This window comes from Enterobacter sp. BNK-14 (assembly GCF_047456095.1).
Taxonomy (GTDB): Bacteria; Pseudomonadota; Gammaproteobacteria; order Enterobacterales; family Enterobacteriaceae; genus Enterobacter; species Enterobacter kobei.
The window spans coordinates 1,723,857-1,743,181 of the sequence record NZ_CP179897.1 but is presented as its reverse complement, the minus strand read 5'-3'; the positions used below and the strand labels follow the sequence as shown (position 1 = coordinate 1,743,181).

The following is a 19,325-nucleotide window of genomic DNA, read 5'->3' as shown; positions in this document are numbered from 1 at the left end:
TCCTTACGGACAATAAAGGGTTTTCAGGGTGCTGATGAGCTGAAGCACCGCATCGTTTTTAATGAAATAAAGAATGCGCTGCGCCTCACGGGTGCTGTCGATAAGCCCTTCCTCACGCATACGCGCCAGATGCTGCGACGTGGCGGAAGGGCTCAGCCCGGTGGCACGCGCCAGGTCGCCCGCGCGGGTGCCGGGAGCTCCGCATAATGTGCAGAGGATCAGCAGCCGACGTGGATTACTCATCGCTTTCAACAGGGCGGCGGCCTGCTCAGCGCTGGCCTGGAGTTGTTCAAGTTCAGTCATTTTAGTTTAGTATTTACTTAATTAAGTGAATGCTAAACTATTCCGGTGCGTTACACCACTGCCAAAAGCGTAAAAGAGGGTAAATGGGACGGGTCTGGATGGCAGAAGCCGATAAACTGGCTACGCTTAGAGTCATACTCTTATTTATTTTCAACTGGTTAGCTTGTACGGAGTGCTTATGGGTTTTTGGCGTATTGTCTTTACGATTATTCTTCCTCCGCTGGGCGTGCTGCTCGGTAAGGGGTTTGGCTGGGCGTTTATCCTGAATATTCTTTTGACCTTGCTGGGTTACATTCCCGGTCTTATCCACGCGTTTTGGGTACAAACAAAAAGCTAAGCCCGCCAGAGTAAATCGCTGTAGATGTTCGTCAGCACGCCCGCTGGACCAAACTGTTGTTTGATCCAGCGAGTGACCTGGCCGGTCGCCGCATGTTGTGTGGCAAGCAGCATGCGGGAATCCTGACGCGGATTGTTGATGCGTCGGGTGACCAGTAGCCCGTCTTCTACCGCCTCGCGGGCCATGTATTCCGGCAAAAAGCCAATCCCTTCTCCCAGAATCTGACACTGGCACTTGGTGTTGAAATCCGGCACCAGTATCGCCTCCTGCCCGTGCAGCAGCCAGCCGACCTTCTTATTAATGGTGTGCGCGGTATCTTCCACCATGATGTTGGGATATAGCCGCAGCTGGCTCTCCGCAATCGGCTCGGGGACAAAGGCCAGCGGATGTTCCGGTGCGATAGCAAATACCCAGCGGATGGCGCCAATCTCGGTGTAATCAATGCCGCCGCCGTCGAGCAGGGTGTCCGGCGCACCAATCGCGATATTGGCCTGGTTGTTGATGATGGAATCCCATACGCCGTTATACACCTCGGTGGTCACCGTGATCTGGCAGGTGGGAAACTGCTTTTTCAGCACCTGCAGCAGGCGTGCAGTATGGCGTGGAGTATACAAAAGCTGATTGATACAGATACGCACCCGCGCCTCAATGCCCTGCGAAATGGTATCAATTCCGCGCTTGATGGCGTGAAAGTCGTTCAGCAGGTCGGTTGCCTTGCGGTAAAAGTAAAAGCCAGATTCGGTCAGCTCAATGCTGCGCGTGTTACGCACAAACAGCACCACGTCCAGCCCGGTCTCCATGCGTTTAATGGTGTAACTGATGGCCGAGGTGGTCACGCCCAGCTCGGCGGCGGCTTTGCTGAAACTGCCAAAACGTGCCGCAGTGGTGAAGGCCAGCAGGTTCTCTTCGGTAAAGATGGAATTCATATTACGGCTCCTGGTTGCCATCAGTTTTGAACATATTTTAACAGCGCTGTTACATCACATTTGAAGCCGGTCACAGTTCTGACTATTTGCTCAGGGCCGCGCGGTACAAGGCTTTTTCAGCCATAAGGATAATGCAGCCTGAGGCGCTAAAAAGCGGTAAAACATAAGAAAAAGGTTGCACAGACGCACGTTTTAGCTGAACCGTTGAATTTAACTCAACAATGAATTGCCTGTCGATGAATGAATTTTAAGCGGATTCTTTTATCACCAGGCTGTTGCTATTCTCAGGTCATCAGAAATGAAACATAGGGAGTCTGAATATGTCTGCAACTGCACTGGTGACGGAATTTCTGCTGGCGGCAGAAGAGGGGAACGTCGACGCGCTAAAAGCCTGTCTGGAGAAAGGCGTCGATATTAACGCCACCAACCGCCAGAAAAGAACCGCCATTATTATTGCCAGCCTGAAAAAGCATTATGCCTGTGTGGAATTTTTAATTGCAGCCGGTGCGGATATTGATAAACAGGACCAGACCTGTTTTAACCCCTTCCTGATTAGCTGCCTGACCAATGATTTAACGTTACTGCGCATCGTTCTTCCGGCAAATCCGGACCTGGATCGCCTGACGCGCTTCGGTGGCGTGGGGATTACCCCGGCCAGTGAGAAAGGCCACGTTGAAATTGTGCGCGAGCTGTTGGCAAAAACCGATATTAACGTCAACCACACCAACTTTGTCGGCTGGACGCCGCTGCTGGAGGCCATCGTGTTGAATGACGGCGGCGAGAAACAGCAGGAAATTGTGAAGCTGTTACTGGATAACGGCGCGAACCCGCACATGACCGATAAATACGGTAAAACCCCGCTCGAGCTGGCGCGGGAAAAAGGCTACCACGCGATCGCCGACCTGCTGCTGGCGGCCGGCGCGTAAAAACGACGGTCAGCCTGTTCCGGCTGGCCGCTTAATAAAAAAGCATTTTTACCGACGTGCATTTTGCACGACGGCGGCCCCCTTTTATCCGAAAACAGGTGCAAATAATGCCAACGAAAATCGTGATTAAAAAGAACACTTATTTTGACTCCGTCTCATTAATGTCCGTTTCCACTAAAGCCAATAAATTGCCGGGGGTTGAACAGGCCTTTGTGGCGATGGCGACGGAGATGAATAAAGGCGTATTAAAAAACCTTGGACTGCTGACGCCAGAATTAGAAAACGCGAAAAACGGCGATCTGATGATCGTTATTAAAGGCGATGCGGCGAATGATGAAACGCTGGCGGCCATCGAAGCGTTATTTACGCGCAAAGAGCGTGCAGGCTCCCACGAAGCGCGCTACGCCACGATTGCCAGCGCCAAAACCCATCGCCCGGACAGCAACCTTGCGGTGATCTCCGTCAACGGCACTTTTGCCGCCCGCGAAGCACGTCAGGCGCTGGAAAACGATCTTAACGTCATGCTCTTTTCCGATAACGTGTCGCTCGATGACGAGCTGGCGCTGAAGCAGCTGGCCCACCAGAAAGGGCTGCTGATGATGGGGCCGGACTGCGGCACCGCCATTATCAACGGCGCGGGGCTGTGCTTCGCTAACGCGGTACGTCGCGGGACGATTGGGATTGTCGGCGCATCCGGGACCGGCAGCCAGGAACTCAGCGTGCGCATTCATGAATTCGGCGGCGGTGTGTCGCAGCTGATTGGCACCGGCGGGCGCGATCTCAGCGAGAAAATCGGCGGCCTGATGATGCTCGACGCCATCGACATGCTGGAGGCCGATGAAGGCACCCAGGTGATTGCCCTCATCTCCAAGCCACCCGCACCCGCGGTGGCTGAAAAAGTCCTCGCCCGCGCCCGCGCCTGCCGCAAGCCCGTCGTCGTGTGTTTCCTCGGCCGCAACGTACCGCCCGCTGATGAAGACGGCCTGCAGTTTGCCCGAGCCACCAAAGAGGCAGCCCTGAAAGCGGTACTCCTTACCGGCATCGACAAAGCGTCTCTGGATTTGCACCCGCTCAACTGGCCGCTGATTGAAGAGGTGCGCGCCCGCCTGACCCCGCAGCAAAAATACATTCGTGGGCTCTTCTGCGGTGGGACCCTGTGCGACGAAGCGATGTTTGCGGCGCTGGAGAAGTACGACGACGTCTACAGCAACATCCAGCCGGATCCGGCGAAGCGTCTGAGCGACATCAACGTCAGCCAGGCCCATACCTTCCTCGACTTTGGCGATGATGATTTCACCAACGGCAAACCGCACCCGATGATCGACCCGACCAACCGCATCAGCCGACTGCTGCAGGAGGCGCGCGATCCGCAGGTGGGGGTCATCGTTATGGATTTTGTGCTCGGCTTTGGCGCGCATGAAGATCCGGTTGGCGTGATGCTCGACGCGATCAAAGAGGCGCAGGCGATCGCGGAGGCCGACAGCCGTCCGCTGGCGATCTTAGGCTATGTGCTCGGTACCGACCAGGATCCGCAGAAGCTTGCTCAGCAGTGCCAGCTCCTGACCGATGCGGGCGTCATCTGGGCCAGCAGCAGCACCAATACCGGATTACTGGCTCGCGAATTTGTCTGCAAAGGGGAGAACGCATAATGACCACCTTATTTAACCAGCCGCTGAACGTGATTAACATCGGTATCGCGATGTTCAGCGACGACCTCAAAAAACAGCACGTTCCCGTCACCCAGCTCGACTGGACGCCGCCAGGGCAGGGTAACATGCAGATCGTTGAGGCGCTCGATCAACTGGCCGAAAAATCGCTGGCGGAGAAAATTGCCGCCGCTAACCACATCGCGCTTGAGCGCATTATTCAGTCCCACCCGGTGCTGGTGGGCTATGACCAGGCGATTAACGTCGTGCCGGGCATGACCCGCACCACCATCCTGCACGCCGGTCCGCCTGTCTCGTGGGAAAACATGTGCGGGGCGATGAAAGGGGCGGTCACCGGCGCGCTGGTGTTCGAGGGGCTGGCGGCGGATCTGGAGGAGGCTGCAAGGCTCGCCGCTTCAGGGGAAATCACCTTCTCGCCGTGCCACGAGCACGACTGCGTGGGCTCGATGGCGGGCGTCACCTCCGCGTCGATGTTTATGCACATCGTTGAGAACAAAACTTACGGCAACCGCGCGTTCACCAACCTCAGCGAGCAGATGGCGAAGATCCTGCGCATGGGCGCCAACGACCAGAGCGTGATTGACCGCCTGAACTGGATGCGCGACGTGCTCGGCCCGATGCTGCGCGACGCGATGAAGATCGTCGGTGAAATCGATCTTCGTCTGATGCTGGCCCAGGCGCTACACATGGGCGACGAGTGCCACAACCGCAACAACGCGGGCACCACGCTGCTGATCCAGGCCCTGACGCCGGGTCTGATCCAGGCGGGTTATCCTGTTGAGCAGCAGCGTGAGGTGTTCGAGTTTGTCGCCAGCAGCGACTACTTCTCCGGCCCAACGTGGATGGCAATGTGCAAAGCCGCGCTGGACGCCGCCCACGGCATTGAGTACAGCACCGTTGTCACCACCATGGCGCGCAACGGCTACGAGTTCGGTCTGCGCGTCTCCGGCCTGCCGGGGCAATGGTTCACCGGCCCGGCGCAGCAGGTCATTGGCCCGATGTTTGCGGGCTATAAGCCGGAAGACTCCGGGCTGGATATCGGCGACAGCGCAATTACGGAAACCTACGGCATCGGCGGTTTTGCCATGGCGACGGCGCCGGCGATTGTGGCGCTGGTGGGCGGCACGGTGGAAGAAGCCATCGACTTCTCCCGCCAGATGCGCGAAATCACCCTCGGCGAAAACCCGAACGTCACTATTCCGCTGCTCTCTTTTATGGGCATCCCGACTGCCATCGACATCACCAAAGTGGCAGGCAGCGGCATTTTGCCGGTCATTAATACCGCCATTGCCCACAAGGACGCCGGTATCGGCATGATTGGGGCGGGCATCGTTCACCCGCCGTTCAGCTGTTTTGAAAAGGCGCTGTTGACCTTCCGCGATCGCTACGTTTTATAAGGCATGCATCCATGAAAAACATGAAACTGGAGTGGAAAAGAGGTGACTGGGCGGCTTATTTCGGGTTGATGACCAACAACCTGACCAATTTGCTGACCATGATGGGGCTGCTCATTTTTGTCGTCGGCATCCCGAAGGAGATTGTTTATGGACGCATCGCGCCAGCCTTCGGGCTGGCGGTGCTGGTGGCGAGCATCTGTTATGCCTGGTTTGGCCTGCAGATGGCGCGCGCCACCGGGCGCACGGACGTGACGGCGCTGCCGTCCGGCCCGAGCGCGCCGTCGATTTTTACCGTGACCTTCCTGGTCCTCATGCCGGTCTACCAGCAGACCGGGGATGCGGATTTCGCGATTCAGATCGGTCTGGTGTGGTGCTTTGTGGAAGCAATGATCCTCGCGGGCGGTTCGTTCCTCGGGGAGACCATCCGCAAGATGATCCCGCGCACCGTGCTGCTGTCGTGTCTCTCCGGTTTAGGCCTGCTGCTGCTGGCGATGAACCCGATGCTCCAGGCGTTTGAAGCGCCGACCGTGTCATTCATCGTACTGCTGCTGATTTTTATCAACTGGTTCGGCAAAAAGCCGATTTTCGCCAAAATCCCGACCGGTCTGCTGTTGCTGATTGCCGGTACGGCATTAGCGTGGATCTCGGGGCTGCAAAGCCCGGAAGCCATTAAGGCGTCTATGTCATCCTTCGGCTTTAACCCGCCGGAAGTGCACGTCGACAGCTTTATGCAGGGGCTGCCGCACGCGCTACCGTATCTGGCATCCGCCGTGCCGCTGGGGCTGGCGAACTATATCTTTGACCTGGAGAACATCGAAAGCGCCCACGCGGCGGGGGATGAGTACCCGACCCGTAAGGTGATGCTGGCGAACGGTCTGGCGTCGATGCTGGGCTGCCTGATGGGTAACCCGTTCCCGGTCACGGTCTACGTCGGCCACCCGGGCTGGAAAGCGATGGGTGCCAGCATTGGCTACACGCTGGCTTCCGGGGTGACCATGTTCATCGTGCCGCTGTTTGGGCTGGGGGCATTTATGCTCGCCATCATTCCGATGACTGCCATCGTGCCCATTCTGGTGTTTATCGGCGTCGTTACCGCCAACCAGGTGGTGCGGGAAACGCCGAAAGTAGAGGTGCCCGTCATCTTCATCTGCCTGTTCCCGTGGATCGCCAACTGGGCGCTCACCATGATGAACAGCGTGATGAATGCGGCAGGGACCAGCGCAGCGAAAATCGGCACCGACGTGCTGCACAGCAAAGGGATTTACTACGAAGGGCTGATGCATCTCGGCAACGGCGCGCCGCTTGCCAGCATGCTGTGGGGCTGTATCGCTATCTTCGCCATCATCAACAAGCCGCTGCGCGGGGCCGTTGCGGCCGCGGGTGGGGCGCTGCTGGCACTGTTTGGGGTGATCCACGCCCCGGTGGTGGGCTTTGCCGAAGGCAGTTCCCTGATGTTCGTTACGGCCTACCTGATGATGGGCGGCATGTTTGTGGTGAAGCATTTTCTCGATAGCCGCGAAGCGGCGAGCGCTGCGACTGGTACCGTTGCGAAGGAAAACGTATGAAAGAGCTTATGGTCGTCGCCATCGGCGGCAACAGCATTATCAAAGACAACGCCAGCCAGTCGGTTGAGCATCAGGCGCAAGCGGTCAAAGCGGTGGCAGAGTCCGTGCTCGAGATGCTGGCCTCCGACTATGACATCGTACTCACCCACGGCAACGGCCCCCAGGTGGGGCTGGATCTGCGCCGGGCCGAAATCGCTCACGAACGGGAAGGGCTCCCGCTGACGCCGCTGGCAAACTGCGTCGCGGATACCCAGGGCGGAATCGGCTACCTGATCCAGCAGGCACTTAACAACCGTCTGGCGGGGCGCGGGGAGCAAAAAGCGGTCACGGTCGTCACCCAGGTCGAAGTGGATAAAGACGATCCCGGCTTTACGCACCCGACGAAACCGATTGGCGCTTTCTTCAGCGAGGCGCAGCGCAATGATCTGAAGCAGGCGCACCCGGACTGGCATTTTGTCGAGGATTCAGGCCGCGGCTATCGCCGCGTCGTGGCCTCGCCGCAGCCGCTGCGCATCGTAGAGGCAGATGCCATCAAGGCGCTGACGCAAAAAGGTTTTGTGGTGATCGGCGCGGGCGGTGGAGGCATTCCCGTCGTGCGCTCGGAGCAGGGCGACTACCGCAGCGTCGACGCGGTAATAGATAAAGATCTCTCCACCGCGCTGCTGGCACGGGAGATCCGCGCCGACGTGCTGGTCATCACCACCGGCGTGGAGAAGGTGTGCATTCACTTCGGCAAGCCGAACCAGCAGGCGCTGGATACCGTCAACGTGGCGCAGATGACGCGCTACATGGAGGAAGGCCATTTCCCGGCAGGGAGCATGTTGCCCAAAATCGTGGCCTCGCTGGAATTTTTACACCACGGCGGCAGGCGAGTGATTATCACCTCCCCGGACTGTCTGCCCGCGGCACTGCGCGGGGAAACCGGTACCCATATTGTGAATGAAGGAAAATAAGATGAATGATAATAAAAGCCGCCGCGAATTTATCAGCCAGAGCGGCAAAATGGTCACCGCCTGCGCGCTGTTTGGTGCCACCGGCTCCGTTGCGTATGCTGCGGATACCGCTGCGCCCGCCTGCGAGACCGGTAAACCGATGAACATCACCGCGAAGCATTACTATCTGGACAACGTGCTGCTCGAAGCCGGGTTTACTTTCGACGGCAGCGTGGCGACGAGCACTCGCACCGAGCTGAAAACGCTGGAGATTAAAGACGGCAAGATCGTCGCCCTGCGCGATAACATTAGCCACGCCGACGCGTCTCTGCCTCACTATGACGCGGGTAAAAAGCTGATGCTCCCGGCGATGCGCGACATGCACATCCATCTGGATAAAACCTTCTACGGCGGTCCGTGGCGCTCCCTGAACCGCCCGGCGGGGACCACGATTCAGGACATGATCCGCCTTGAGCAGAAGCTGCTGCCGGAGCTGCAGCCCTACACCCAGGAACGCGCGGAGGCACTTATCGACCTGATTCAGTCGAAAGGTTCCACCATCGCCCGTAGCCACTGCAACATTGAGCCGGTTTCCGGCCTGAAAAACCTGGAAAATCTGCAGGCGGTGTTATCGCGCCGCCAGCCTGGCTTTGACTGTGAAATTGTCGCGTTTCCACAGCACGGACTGCTGCTCTCCCATTCTGAAAAACTGATGCGCGACGCGATGCAGGCCGGTGCGCACTACGTGGGCGGGCTGGACCCGACGAACGTCGACGGCGCGATGGAGAAATCTCTCGATCTGATGTTCCAGATAGCGCTGGATTACGACAAAGGGGTGGATATTCACCTGCATGAAACCAGCCCGGCGGGCGTGGCGGCGGTGAATTACATGGTGGAAACGGTGGAGAAAACGCCGGAGCTGAAGGGCAAGCTGACTATCAGCCACGCCTTCGCGCTGGCGACGCTTAACGAGCAGGAGGTGGATGCGATTGCGACTCGTATGGCGGCGCAGCAGGTGACCATCGCCTCTACCGTGCCGATTGGTACCCTCCATATGCCGCTGAAACAGCTGCGTGATAAGGGCGTGTTTGTCATGACCGGCACCGACAGCGTGATCGACCACTGGTCGCCGTACGGCCTGGGAGATATGCTGGAAAAAGCCAATCTTTACGCGCAGCTGTACATTCGCCCGAACGAGCAGACGCTCTCCCGGGCGCTCGGTATCGCGACCGGTGACGTTCTGCCGCTGAACGACAAAGGCGAACGGGTGTGGCCGAAAGCGCAGGACGACGCCAGCTTTGTGCTGGTGGATGCCTCGTGCTCCGCCGAAGCCGTGGCGCGGATTTCACCGCGTACCGCGACGTTCCATAAGGGAAATCTGGTCTGGGGTACTGTGGGCTAGAGGCGAGCCGGGTGACGGCTTCGCCTTACCCGGCCTACTGAAACCCTCAAATCGTAGGCCGGGTAAGCGCAGCGCCACCCGGCAATGTTTTATACTGGGAGTCACATTCTTAAAGAGGGATCTGCCATGGCACAAAATATCTACGACAACCCGGCGTTTTTCGAAGGCTACGCTCAGCTTCCGCGCTCGGTGCAGGGGCTGGACGGTGCGCCGGAGTGGCCTTCGCTGAAAAGCATGCTGCCGGATTTAACCGGGAAATCGGTTATCGATCTCGGCTGCGGCTACGGCTGGTTTTGTCGCGCTGCGCGCGAACTGGGTGCATCTGACATCACGGGTGTTGATATCTCAGAAAAGATGCTCGCCCGGGCTGCGGAGCTTACCGCTGACCCACAGATTCATTATCAGCGTAGCGATCTGGAGTCGCTGGCGCTCAAAGATAACAGCCTCGACCTGGTCTACAGCTCGCTGGCACTGCACTACCTGCCGGAACTGGATACGTTATTCGCCAACGTTCAGCGCGCGCTTAAACCCGGTGGCAGCCTGGTCTTCTCGATGGAGCACCCCATTTACACCTGCGCCACCCGCCAGGGCTGGCTGACCGACGACAACGGCGAGCGGTTCTGGGGCGTGAATCATTATCAGGACGAGAGCCAGCGCGTCAGCAACTGGCTGGCGGACGGGGTCATCAAGTATCACCGTACGCTGGGCACCACGCTCAACGCGCTGATCAAGGCCGGATTAACGATAAGCGAAGTCAACGAATGGGGGCCAACGCAGGGGCAAATTGCGGCCTGGCCCGCGCTGGCCGAAGAGGCAGAGCGCCCGATGCTGGTGCTGATCGCCGCCCGTAAGGCTCAGTAACCAACCTTATACACCCGACCGCTCTGTACCCCTTCCACGCTGCGGCGATAGGCCTGCGCCACGGTTGCAGCGGGGACGCTCTCAAAGCCGGGGAAGAAACCGTCGTACGCTTCAGCGGATTCCGTCAGGACCGTCGGGCTAATCAGGTTAATGCGGATCCCGCGCGGCAGCTCACAGGCTGCGGCGCGAACAAACCCTTCCAGTGCGGCATTCACGGTGGTGGCGTTTACTCCCTGGGCAATCGGCTCGTGCGCCACAATGCCGCTTATCAGGGTGATAGAGCCACCTTCGTTCAGATAGTGCTGGCCGGTTAGCGCAAGGCGCACCTGTCCCAGAAGTTTATCCTGCAGGCCCTGATTAAAGTCGCTGTCTTTCATGGTCGCAAGCGGGCCAAAGTAGAGGCCACCGCTGGCGGAGACAATGGCATCCACCCGGCCAATTTTCTCGAACAGCGCCTGCACGCTCTCCTGCGAGGTGATATCCACCTGATAGTCGCCCTGGGTACGACCCACGCGGATCACCTCATGACGGCGGCTTAGCGCTTCTGTTACTGCCTGACCGACCGTACCACTGGCACCAATAATCACGATTTTCATATCCGACTCCTCATGTTGTGAGCCCTCATTCTTTAATAAATAAAAAGTCAGATAAACTGGGCTAAAGTTAGAAGATTGCTAACCAGGGGTTCGGAATATGGATAAGCTTCGCGGCATGGAGACGTTTATCGCGGTGGTAGAAAGCGGCAGCTTTACCGGCGCGGCCTCCCGCCTTGAGATGTCGGCGGTCATGGTGGGAAAGTATATTGCGTTGCTGGAGTCCCAGCTTGGCACCCGCCTGCTTGAGCGTAACACGCGTCGTCAGAGCCTGACGGATGCGGGCCGCGTCTATTTTGAAGAAGCCAGACGGGTGCTGGAGCAGGTCTCAATCGCCGAAAACGCGGTTGAACGCCTGCGTGCCACACCGGCCGGAACCCTGCGCGTCACGGCGCCTACGTCGTTTGGCGGCTGCGTGATCGCCCCGCTCACCGCCACCTTTTTACAACGTTACCCGCAGGTGCGCATCGAACTGGATCTGACTAACCGAATGGTCGATCTGGTGGAGGAGGGGGTCGATTTGGCCATTCGCATTGGTGATATTCGCAATGACGATCTGGTGGCGAAATATTTGTGCCCCTACAACATGGTGATCTGCGCCGCACCGGACTATTTAGCGCGACACGGTACGCCGCAAACGCCTGCCGATCTGGTGGATCATCTGTGTCTTTCGCACACGGTATGGACCGCGCGTAACGAGTGGCGGCTACCGGGCGTGGAAGGGGAAGTACGCTGGAAGCGTGATGCCATCTTAAGATGTAACGACGGCTATGGCCTGCGTATGGCGGCACGCGCAGGGGCGGGGCTGTTGCTACAACCGGAAGTGCTGGTGGCGGAAGAGCTGGCAAGCGGCAGGTTGATTCGGGTACTGGAGCCGTTCACCCCCGCGCCGAGGCCGGTGCATTTATTGTGGCGCCAGGATTTACGTCCTCTTCCGAAGCTAACGGAATTTATCGCCCATATTCTGCTAAGATTGGGCACAATATAAAAAAAGAAGGTAATCAAAGAATGTCTGCAAACAAACTCGCCAGCAGCGCGCAGGGCCTGCAATCATCTGCCATCCGTGAATTATTAAAACATAGCAAAATGGCTGGCGTGATTTCGCTGGGCGGAGGGATTCCGAACCCCGATTTGTTCGATCACGAAGGGCTTAAAATAGCCGCGGATGCCGTCTTATCGCAACATTTTGGCGAGGCGTTTCAGTATGGTCTGACCGAAGGTTTTCCAGGACTGCGGGAAGAGATCCAACGCATCTGTGAAGGACGAGGCATTGCCTGTAAAGCCGATGACGTGGTGGTGACGTCCGGTTCGCAGCAGTCTCTCGACGTGCTGGCGCGTGCATTAATTAACCCAGGCGATACCGTCGTCGTCGAGCGTCCAACCTATCTTGCCGCGCTGCAGGTTTTCGGCCTGGCGCAGGCGAATTTTGAATCCGTCGGCACCGACGGCGACGGCATGAAGGTCGACGAACTTGAGGCGCTGGTGGCAAAGAAAACCATCAAAGCGGTTTATATCGTCCCGACCTTTGGTAACCCGGGCGGCGTGACGCTCTCTGAAGCGCGTCGTAAACAGCTGGTGGAATTATCGAAACGCTATGATTTCGTCATTATTGAAGACGACCCGTACAGCGAAATTAACTACACCGATGAGGTCTTCCGCCCGTTAATTGCCCATGCCAAAGATATCGGTAACGAAGAGAACGTGGTCTACACCTCAACCTTCTCTAAAATACTCGCGCCGGGCACCCGCGTAGGCTGGGTGCTGGTGCCGGAGTGGCTGAAGCGTGCGGTGGTGAACCTTAAGCAAACCACCGATCTGCACACCAGCACGCTGTCGCAGTTAATGACGTATGAGTACCTGAAAACCGGTCGCCTGGCCGGGCAGATTAAGATGATCCGCGAAGCTTATCGCCAGAAATACCAGACCTTCGCCACCGAACTGGAAGCGGAGCTGGGTGATGTGATGTCGTTCCACAAGCCTAAAGGCGGCATGTTCCTGTGGGCGAAAATGAACAACGGTATGAATACCACCCGCTGGCTGGAAAAGACGTTAAGCAACGGCGTGGTATTTGTCCCGGGCGAGTTTTTCTACTGCAATGAACCGGACCAGACCACGCTGCGCATGTCGTTTGTGACACCAACAGATGAGCAGCTGAAAGAGGCGGTGCAGCGCCTGAAGAAATCGCTTTAAAAGACCTGCGCATAATGGCATTCCTGCCGTTATGCGCAATACGCGTTCAGGGCGGCACGGGCCGCGATCGTTCATGGTGAGTTCCATGTTTGAATTTCTGATCGGTGTTGTTACGCACACGCCCGCCTGGGTGTGGGTGTTGTTTATCTTCCTTATCTCCCGTGGTATCAAAGCCCGCAGGCCCGCCACCGTTACGCTGGAGAGGCTTGCCATTATCCCGGCGATCTTTCTGGTGTGGGATATTTACGATCTGGTGGTCTATCGCACGTTGACCCCTGCGACTGTCGCATTGTGGACGGCGGGGATCTTCGCCGGTGCCGCGCTGGGGTATCTCCTGATTAAGCGGGCGGTTATCACCCGGGCAGATGCGCCGCGTACGCTTTACCGCCAGGCAGACTACACCGCGCTGCCGTTTATGATGCTGGCGTTTGGCGTGAAGTATGTGCTGGGGGTGATGAGCGCGGTTTCGCCTCAGACGATGCAACAACCTGCCATGAGCGCGCTGGCGATCGTCTCCGGGGGCGTGTTTGCCGGCGTATTTATTGGGAAATTTGCGCGGTATGTTGGGGTGTATAATCGTACCGCACTTCGCCGGGCGGAATGAACTTCGTTAACTGGCGGCAGGGAATCCGGTAGGGTGGATTGCGCTGTCCTGCGGCTACAGCAGCGTCAGCGCATTCATTGAGGTTTTCAGAACATGGACCGGTAAAACGCCGGGGCAGTGGGCGATTAAAGAAGACCCTTTTGCGCGAAGGTCATACGGGTAGCTTCGTTGAGATCCAGATCTTTTAACGATTCCGGATTAACCCAGGCGATCTCCTGAAACTCCTCATTAAACGTGACGTCCCGGTTGGCGCTCATGCAGTCGAAGATCAGATAGATCATATAAATCTCCTCGGTGGTGCCATCGGCGTAGGTTTTTACCCTGATGTCATCGCGAAAAGCCCATGGCGTGACCGAGACGATCTCCAGCGCTTCGCCCAGCTCTTCGCGGATCTCACGGCGCAACGCCTGTTCCATGGTTTCGCCCGGTTCCATTCCGCCGCCGGAAAGGGCCCATTGACCGGGAAACACGCCGCGATCGTCGGCCATTTTACACAGCAGATAGGCACCGTCGTTCTGGATGATGGGGCAGACAATGGTTCGTTGGAGCATGATTTCTTCCTGAAAAATGAATTTGGGCTACTTTAGCAGATAAGGCGGGGGAGGTTATGTTAGGGGGGGATTCTCATCCCTCGGTTTTCCACATTTTGTTGCAGATTCAGCCAGAATTCAGCGCTGATATCGAATGCTTTCGCCCGTTTTAACGCCCTATCGGCGGTGAATTTTTTCTGTGTTGCGGTCTGATGCCCTCACCCCAACCCTCTCCCACAGGGAGAGGGAGAAAACCGCATTCCCCTTAGCTTTAGTGTGTAGGACTGGTAAGGCGATTGACTACCGCTCCCGCAGCGCCTCTTTCGCCCGGTTAAACGGCTTAATCAGATAATCCAGCACCGTTTTCTCGCCGGTCTTGATGTCCACTGTGGCAATCATGCCCGGTACAATCGAGAAGTGTCTGCCCGCTTTATTGACCAGGTAATCCTGGCTGGTGCGGATAAACACCCGGTAATAGAACACTTCCGGCTTGGCTTCGTCCTGGATGGTGTCCGGTGAAATGGTCTCTACCACCCCATGCAGCCCGCCGTAGATGGCGTAATCGTAGGCGGTGATTTTGACAAGCGCCTCCTGGTTCGGGTGGATAAAGGCGATATCGCGCGGCGAGAGGCGGGTTTCAATCAGCAGGTGATCGTCCACCGGCACAATCTCCATCAGCTCGCCGTTAGGCGGGATCACGCCGCCGATGGTGGTGACTTTGATGTTTTTCACGATCCCGCGCACCGGGGATTTTACCGTCAGGCGGGTGACGGAATCCTGGCGGCCTTTAAGGACCGCGGAAACCATATCCACTTCCGCGTTAGCCTTGGATAACGCTTCGCGCGCCTGAACGTAATACTGCGAGCGCACGTCGGTGAGCTTCAACTCCAGGTCACTTTTCTGTCGCTGCAGGCGCAGCACCTCCACATGGCTGGCGGCCCCGGTTTTAACCAGCCTTTGGGTGATCGCCAGCTCTTTATTGGCGAGATCTAACGCGGCGCGCAGCTCCCGTTGGGTATCATCCAGCTGCGCACGGCGGGAGTTGTAGAGTCGCGTTTCGGCGGCAATCAGATCCGGCCATTTTGCCAGCGAAGGCGGGAACGTTAGCGGGAGATCGTTCACCTCGGCATTCAGACGTGCGCTGGAAGCCAGTGACGCGCGGTAGCGCGCTGCACTTTCACCGACGTTCGATTCGGAACGCGTCGGATCAAGCCGCGCCAGCACCTGTCCGGCCTGCACCTGATCGCCCTCATGAACGTTCAGCTCGGTGAGGATCCCGCCGTCGAGCGACTGTAATACCTGTTCGCGCGAGCTGGGAATCACTTTCCCCGAGCCGGTTGAGACCTCATCCAGCACGCCAAACCATGCCCAGACGCCCAGGGCCACAAACATCAGCAACGAGAAGATGACGATTCGACGCGCGCCGGTGTAGCCACTTTCGGATTCAAGCGCGTTATCCAGATCGTCCATTGCGGCAACGTCACGCTGACTGATTTTCATTTTTCCACTCCCGTCCGGTTGCTGCCTGCTGCTGCTGTTGCTGAATGCGGCTGTTGTTAAGCGCCTGCGCTTTTGGCGCGTCCATCACCAGCATCCCTTCTTTCAGTACGACCACGCGCTCCACCAGCTCCAGCACCGGCACGCGGTGGGTGGCGACAATCAAAGTACGGTTGCCGAGCCAGTCGCCCAGACGCTGGATAAACTCCCGTTCAGTGTGCTCATCCAGCGACGCGGTAGGTTCATCCATCAGCACGATATTCGGATCGCGCAGCAGCATCCTCGCCAGCAGAATGGACTGCCGCTGCCCGCCGGAAAGCCCCACGCCGTTTTCCATGATCGGGTAGTCCAGCCCTTTGGGCAGTTTCTGCACAAAGCCCGCTGCGCCGGTCAACTCCAGCGCGGCGAAAATTTCTTCGTCGGTGGCGCGTGGCATGCCAAGGGTGATGTTCTCGCGCAGGGTGCCGTAAAACAGCCGCGCGTTCTGGGTCATAAAGCCGACGTTGCGCCGCACGTCCGCCACGTCGAGATGGGGCAGGCTGAGGTTATCAAGCCGCAATTCGCCTGCCGCCAGATCCATCCCGCCCGCCATGGCCTGGAGCAGTGTCGACTTGCCCGCGCCGTTACGTCCGAGGATCGCCACTTTCTCGCCCGGCTTGATCTCCAGACGGTTAATGCGTAGCGCCATGCGCGGATCGTCCGGTTGATAGCGAAATTGCGCCTGTTCGAAAAGATAGTGTCCGCGCAGGACGTCCTGGCGGATCGGCGTCTCTTCGCGCTGGTTCTCGGTCGGCAACTGCATAATGCTGTCCAGCCCCTCTTTGGCGGCCTTCACCTGCTGCCAGCGGGCCAGCACGCCGCACAGCGTCGCCATCGGCGCGATCATCCGGGAGGCCAGCATCGACGCGGCAACCACCGAACCGGTGGTCAGGGTGCCGTCGATCACCATTGGCGCGCCGACCACAATCACCGCGGCGTAGACCAGGCTCTGGATGGTCATCCCCCAGCTGATCAGGTTCTGCGTCAGTTCGCGGGTGCGCAGGCCGGATTCGGCGGTGATCTGGATATAGCTATTCCACTGCTGCAAAAAGCGGTTCTCCGCCTGCATCAGCTTGATGTCCTCCAGCCCCTGCACGCTCTCCACCAGCACCGCGTTGCGCAGGGTTGATTCATGCGCCGACTGCTTCGCCAGCTCCGCCAGTTTCTTCTGCAGCAGCAGGCCGGGCAGGACCATGATCACCGCCGCGACCGGGGCGATCCACGCCAGCTGCGGCGCGATGATCGCCAGCACCACCACAAACAGGAAGAAAAAGGGCAGGTCGACAATGGTCGAGATGGTGGAAGAAGTCACCATCTCGCGGATCTGCTCCAGCTCGCGCAGCTGGGAGATAAAGCTGCCGGTGGAGCGCGGAATGGCGCTGTGGCGCAGCCGCAGGGCGTGGCCGAACACGCGGTCTGAGACCCGCAGATCCGAGCGTTTGCCCAGCAGATCCATAATGTGACCGCGCGCCACGCGCAGCACAAAACCAAACAGGGTGGCGATCAGCACGCCGATGGTCAGGACGTAAAGCGTCGGGTAGGACTGGGCAGGGATCACCCGGTCATACACCTGCATGGAAAAGACAATGCCGGAGAGGGAGAGCACGTTGATGAACAGCGCCGCCAGCATCACCCAGCTGTACGGGCGCAGGTCGCGCATCACCAGCCGGTAGAGCCAGTCCGGGCGGTATTTTGAGATGTAGGCATCCACGCGGCTGTCCTTCAGCGCGGCCAGCGGGCGTAGGGCAATAACGTGGCGGATGGCGGGCAGCAGCGCGCTCATCGACAGACGGTTGGTATGCGTCTTGTCGTCGAAAAAGCTGACGTCCAGCGTGTCTTCCCCGTCGAAGCTCTCGACCACGCCGATTTTGCCGTCGTTCAGTGCCACCACCACCGGCAGACGCCAGCTGTTGATCGACTGCCGATCGGCCGTGAGCAGCTGGAACGTCAACCCGGCTTCCCGGGCAAGCTGCGTCAGGGCAGGTACCATCGGTTTGCCTTTCAGCCAGGGGGCGCCCGCAATCAGCGCTCCGGGCGAGCAGGCGACGCGGTAGCGCGTGGCAACAAAGCCAAACGCCTGCGCCCACTGCGCCAGCGCCTCATCCGTCATTGTTTCTTCTTGCGGAATTTCGCGTTGCTTCATGGCTGGATCTCCACGGTCTGGATGGTGCGGTTATCAAGATCGAACGCATGACGCAATTGTCCGGTGTTATAGAGGCAGTTGAGCTGTAACTGGTGCAACTGACCGAGGGTCTGTTGCTGGGTGAAGCGTGCCTGATAGACCTCCTGCTCGGCGTTGAGCACGTCCAGCAGCGGGCGCGAGCCGAGATCGAGATACTGCTGCTGGTAAAGCTCGCGTGTACGGGCGCTGAGCGCCTCCTGGCGGCCCTGAATTTGCAGCGTGCTTTGCAGGCTCATCACCTGGCTGCGGGCCTCCAGCAGTTTCTGGCGGACATCAAGACGGGTACGCTGAATGGTCGACTGCGCCGCTTCCACCGCGTGTCCGGCGGCGTTACGCCGGGCGGTGAGGCCGCCGCCCTGATAGAGCGGCATTTGCACCTTCACCCAGGCGGAATATTGCGTGCGATCCCGCGTTTCGCTGCCCGCGTAGCGATCGTTCAGATAGTGACGGACCTCCGGCTCCAGCGAGACGGTTGGCGTCATTTGCGCGTCGGCGTAGTCGAGGTTGGCCTGGGCGACGTTGGCCTGGGCCCAGGCGGCAAGGACAGACGGAACCAGACGATCGTCCGGCTCGGCGATGTCACAGCTGCGGGCCAGCTTTTGCGGAAAATCATTGCTGATCGCGTTCAGGCTGTTCCAGCCGAGAAAGCTCATCAGCGTGGCACGGGCGCTGTCGAGGCTGGCCTGATACTGCATCAGCTGCGCGCGCGCCCCTTCAATACGTGCGTCGGTCTGCACCACGTCAGAAAGCGAGGTCGCCCCTTCGTCGTTACGCTGACGGGTCAGTGTGCCTATTGAGGAGAGGGCATCGAGCTGCTCTTTGGCGGTGTCGACCATCTGCTGCCAGGTTTGCACCTGCACCATGGCGATGGCGGTATCGTGGGCGATGGTGTCGATGCTCACCAGCACGTTGGCCTGCTGCTGGGCAACGCCGGCATTTTCGGCCCGTACCTGGCTGGCCACTTTTCCGAAGTCGTAGAGCATTTGTGAAAGAGAGAGCACCAGCGACGGCGTAAAGCCGTTCTGATCGCCGTCGTGGGAGTACCCGTTGTCCATGCCCGCGTTAATTTGCGGATAGTATTTCGATTTGGCGACGTCGACTTCTTCGCTCTGTTCGTAGAGTTTGCCCACGGCTTCACCGATCGCCGGATGCCAGGTAACGGCACGGTTGACGGCCTCGCCAAGCTGTAATGAACCGGGCGCGGCGTTGCCAGCCGCAGGGGCGACACGGCCATTCAGTGAGGGGAGTTCCTGCGTTTCGCGCAGTTGTCCGGTATTGATGGTCGCCGCCGGACTCGCGCACAGAGCGGGCACAGATATCAGGCAGCACGAGAGCCACCAGTAAGGCATCTTCATTCCCATGTCATGTCCCTAA

19 protein-coding genes are annotated in these 19,325 nt (G+C 58.5%); 12 read left to right on the top strand and 7 right to left on the bottom strand.

All coding sequences use genetic code 11. The features are described from left to right. Positions 1-3 precede the first annotated feature (3 nt). Positions 4-303 (bottom strand): ArsR/SmtB family transcription factor, encoded by a 300-nt coding sequence (locus tag ACMGGM_RS08275; protein ID WP_014884953.1) that lies wholly within the window; start codon positions 301-303, stop codon positions 4-6. 178 nt (positions 304-481) lie between these two features. Between ACMGGM_RS08275 and ACMGGM_RS08270 the strand changes: the two genes are divergently transcribed. Further along, a complete protein-coding gene (locus ACMGGM_RS08270; protein WP_014884952.1) occupies positions 482-640 on the top strand; it encodes a YqaE/Pmp3 family membrane protein in 159 nt (52 codons plus the stop codon). Here the strand turns inward: ACMGGM_RS08270 and ACMGGM_RS08265 are convergent. Beyond that, positions 637-1,566 carry a LysR substrate-binding domain-containing protein gene (locus ACMGGM_RS08265; protein WP_014884951.1) on the bottom strand — a complete coding sequence of 310 codons (930 nt, stop codon included), beginning with the start codon at positions 1,564-1,566 and terminating at the stop codon, positions 637-639. The genes ACMGGM_RS08270 and ACMGGM_RS08265 overlap by 4 nt on opposite strands. A gap of 320 nt (positions 1,567-1,886) precedes the next feature. Here ACMGGM_RS08265 and ACMGGM_RS08260 point away from each other — a divergent pair, with 320 nt between their 5' ends. From ACMGGM_RS08260 to ACMGGM_RS08230, 7 genes are all read left to right on the top strand, one after another. Next, a complete protein-coding gene (locus ACMGGM_RS08260; protein ID WP_014884950.1) occupies positions 1,887-2,492 on the top strand; it encodes an ankyrin repeat domain-containing protein in 606 nt (201 codons plus the stop codon). A gap of 107 nt (positions 2,493-2,599) precedes the next feature. Continuing rightward, positions 2,600-4,141 carry an acyl-CoA synthetase FdrA gene (gene fdrA / locus ACMGGM_RS08255; RefSeq protein ID WP_414149164.1) on the top strand — a complete coding sequence of 514 codons (1,542 nt, stop codon included), beginning with the start codon at positions 2,600-2,602 and terminating at the stop codon, positions 4,139-4,141. Then, positions 4,141-5,556 carry a DUF1116 domain-containing protein gene (locus ACMGGM_RS08250; RefSeq protein WP_176690535.1) on the top strand — a complete coding sequence of 472 codons (1,416 nt, stop codon included), beginning with the start codon at positions 4,141-4,143 and terminating at the stop codon, positions 5,554-5,556. The genes fdrA and ACMGGM_RS08250 overlap by 1 nt, the downstream gene beginning before the upstream one ends. An 11-nt stretch (positions 5,557-5,567) precedes the next feature. Next, positions 5,568-7,121 (top strand): hypothetical protein, encoded by a 1,554-nt coding sequence (locus ACMGGM_RS08245; protein WP_048996630.1) that lies wholly within the window; start codon positions 5,568-5,570, stop codon positions 7,119-7,121. After that, positions 7,118-8,074 carry a carbamate kinase family protein gene (locus ACMGGM_RS08240; RefSeq protein WP_058690779.1) on the top strand — a complete coding sequence of 319 codons (957 nt, stop codon included), beginning with the start codon at positions 7,118-7,120 and terminating at the stop codon, positions 8,072-8,074. Before ACMGGM_RS08245 ends, ACMGGM_RS08240 begins: the two co-directional genes overlap by 4 nt. Position 8,075: 1 nt before the next feature. Further along, a complete protein-coding gene (locus ACMGGM_RS08235) occupies positions 8,076-9,455 on the top strand; it encodes an amidohydrolase family protein (RefSeq protein ID WP_014884945.1) in 1,380 nt (459 codons plus the stop codon). A gap of 126 nt (positions 9,456-9,581) precedes the next feature. Continuing rightward, positions 9,582-10,316 carry a class I SAM-dependent methyltransferase gene (locus ACMGGM_RS08230; RefSeq protein WP_014884944.1) on the top strand — a complete coding sequence of 245 codons (735 nt, stop codon included), beginning with the start codon at positions 9,582-9,584 and terminating at the stop codon, positions 10,314-10,316. Here the strand turns inward: ACMGGM_RS08230 and ACMGGM_RS08225 are convergent. Beyond that, a complete protein-coding gene (locus tag ACMGGM_RS08225; protein WP_014884943.1) occupies positions 10,310-10,912 on the bottom strand; it encodes a short chain dehydrogenase in 603 nt (200 codons plus the stop codon). The two genes, ACMGGM_RS08230 and ACMGGM_RS08225, sit on opposite strands and share 7 nt — an antisense overlap. Positions 10,913-11,009: 97 nt before the next feature. Here ACMGGM_RS08225 and ACMGGM_RS08220 point away from each other — a divergent pair, with 97 nt between their 5' ends. From ACMGGM_RS08220 to ACMGGM_RS08205, 4 genes are all read left to right on the top strand, one after another. Continuing rightward, a complete protein-coding gene (locus ACMGGM_RS08220; protein WP_014884942.1) occupies positions 11,010-11,897 on the top strand; it encodes a LysR family transcriptional regulator in 888 nt (295 codons plus the stop codon). A 20-nt stretch (positions 11,898-11,917) separates the two neighbouring features. Next, the gene (locus tag ACMGGM_RS08215; protein WP_014884941.1) at positions 11,918-13,099 is read left to right on the top strand and encodes a PLP-dependent aminotransferase family protein; all 1,182 of its coding nucleotides are present in this window, start codon (positions 11,918-11,920) and stop codon (positions 13,097-13,099) included. A gap of 85 nt (positions 13,100-13,184) precedes the next feature. Continuing rightward, positions 13,185-13,703 carry a DUF6622 family protein gene (locus ACMGGM_RS08210; protein ID WP_032629446.1) on the top strand — a complete coding sequence of 173 codons (519 nt, stop codon included), beginning with the start codon at positions 13,185-13,187 and terminating at the stop codon, positions 13,701-13,703. A 10-nt stretch (positions 13,704-13,713) separates the two neighbouring features. Beyond that, positions 13,714-13,866: a helix-turn-helix domain-containing protein gene (locus ACMGGM_RS08205; RefSeq protein WP_226882784.1), complete on the top strand. Its 153-nt coding sequence runs from the start codon at positions 13,714-13,716 to the stop codon at positions 13,864-13,866. Here the strand turns inward: ACMGGM_RS08205 and nudI are convergent. The 4 genes from nudI to ACMGGM_RS08185 form a co-directional block, all read right to left on the bottom strand. Further along, positions 13,829-14,254 carry a nucleoside triphosphatase NudI gene (gene nudI / locus ACMGGM_RS08200; RefSeq protein ID WP_023331130.1) on the bottom strand — a complete coding sequence of 142 codons (426 nt, stop codon included), beginning with the start codon at positions 14,252-14,254 and terminating at the stop codon, positions 13,829-13,831. The genes ACMGGM_RS08205 and nudI overlap by 38 nt on opposite strands. A gap of 279 nt (positions 14,255-14,533) precedes the next feature. Next, positions 14,534-15,703, bottom strand: coding sequence for an HlyD family type I secretion periplasmic adaptor subunit (locus ACMGGM_RS08195; RefSeq protein WP_086527819.1), 1,170 nt, complete (start codon positions 15,701-15,703; stop codon positions 14,534-14,536). Between the two features lie 10 nt (positions 15,704-15,713). Beyond that, positions 15,714-17,912: a type I secretion system permease/ATPase gene (locus ACMGGM_RS08190; protein WP_250365889.1), complete on the bottom strand. Its 2,199-nt coding sequence runs from the start codon at positions 17,910-17,912 to the stop codon at positions 15,714-15,716. After that, positions 17,909-19,312 (bottom strand): TolC family outer membrane protein, encoded by a 1,404-nt coding sequence (locus ACMGGM_RS08185; protein WP_250365888.1) that lies wholly within the window; start codon positions 19,310-19,312, stop codon positions 17,909-17,911. Before ACMGGM_RS08185 ends, ACMGGM_RS08190 begins: the two co-directional genes overlap by 4 nt. Positions 19,313-19,325 lie beyond the last annotated feature (13 nt).

Excerpts from the sequence above, each read along its gene's own strand:
- ACMGGM_RS08215 (WP_014884941.1), top strand. The coding sequence starts at position 11,918 with ATGTCTGCAAACAAACTCGCCAGCAGCGCGCAGGGCCTGCAATCATCT.
- ACMGGM_RS08195 (WP_086527819.1), bottom strand. The coding sequence starts at position 15,703 with ATGGACGATCTGGATAACGCGCTTGAATCCGAAAGTGGCTACACCGGC.
- ACMGGM_RS08225 (WP_014884943.1), bottom strand. The coding sequence starts at position 10,912 with ATGAAAATCGTGATTATTGGTGCCAGTGGTACGGTCGGTCAGGCAGTA.
- ACMGGM_RS08230 (WP_014884944.1), top strand. The coding sequence starts at position 9,582 with ATGGCACAAAATATCTACGACAACCCGGCGTTTTTCGAAGGCTACGCT.
- ACMGGM_RS08245 (WP_048996630.1), top strand. The coding sequence starts at position 5,568 with ATGAAAAACATGAAACTGGAGTGGAAAAGAGGTGACTGGGCGGCTTAT.
- ACMGGM_RS08240 (WP_058690779.1), top strand. The coding sequence starts at position 7,118 with ATGAAAGAGCTTATGGTCGTCGCCATCGGCGGCAACAGCATTATCAAA.
- ACMGGM_RS08210 (WP_032629446.1), top strand. The coding sequence starts at position 13,185 with ATGTTTGAATTTCTGATCGGTGTTGTTACGCACACGCCCGCCTGGGTG.
- nudI (WP_023331130.1), bottom strand. The coding sequence starts at position 14,254 with ATGCTCCAACGAACCATTGTCTGCCCCATCATCCAGAACGACGGTGCC.
- ACMGGM_RS08220 (WP_014884942.1), top strand. The coding sequence starts at position 11,010 with ATGGATAAGCTTCGCGGCATGGAGACGTTTATCGCGGTGGTAGAAAGC.
- ACMGGM_RS08265 (WP_014884951.1), bottom strand. The coding sequence starts at position 1,566 with ATGAATTCCATCTTTACCGAAGAGAACCTGCTGGCCTTCACCACTGCG.
- ACMGGM_RS08190 (WP_250365889.1), bottom strand. The coding sequence starts at position 17,912 with ATGAAGCAACGCGAAATTCCGCAAGAAGAAACAATGACGGATGAGGCG.
- ACMGGM_RS08260 (WP_014884950.1), top strand. The coding sequence starts at position 1,887 with ATGTCTGCAACTGCACTGGTGACGGAATTTCTGCTGGCGGCAGAAGAG.
- ACMGGM_RS08185 (WP_250365888.1), bottom strand. The coding sequence starts at position 19,312 with ATGGGAATGAAGATGCCTTACTGGTGGCTCTCGTGCTGCCTGATATCT.
- ACMGGM_RS08270 (WP_014884952.1), top strand. The coding sequence starts at position 482 with ATGGGTTTTTGGCGTATTGTCTTTACGATTATTCTTCCTCCGCTGGGC.
- fdrA (WP_414149164.1), top strand. The coding sequence starts at position 2,600 with ATGCCAACGAAAATCGTGATTAAAAAGAACACTTATTTTGACTCCGTC.
- ACMGGM_RS08235 (WP_014884945.1), top strand. The coding sequence starts at position 8,076 with ATGAATGATAATAAAAGCCGCCGCGAATTTATCAGCCAGAGCGGCAAA.
- ACMGGM_RS08275 (WP_014884953.1), bottom strand. The coding sequence starts at position 303 with ATGACTGAACTTGAACAACTCCAGGCCAGCGCTGAGCAGGCCGCCGCC.
- ACMGGM_RS08250 (WP_176690535.1), top strand. The coding sequence starts at position 4,141 with ATGACCACCTTATTTAACCAGCCGCTGAACGTGATTAACATCGGTATC.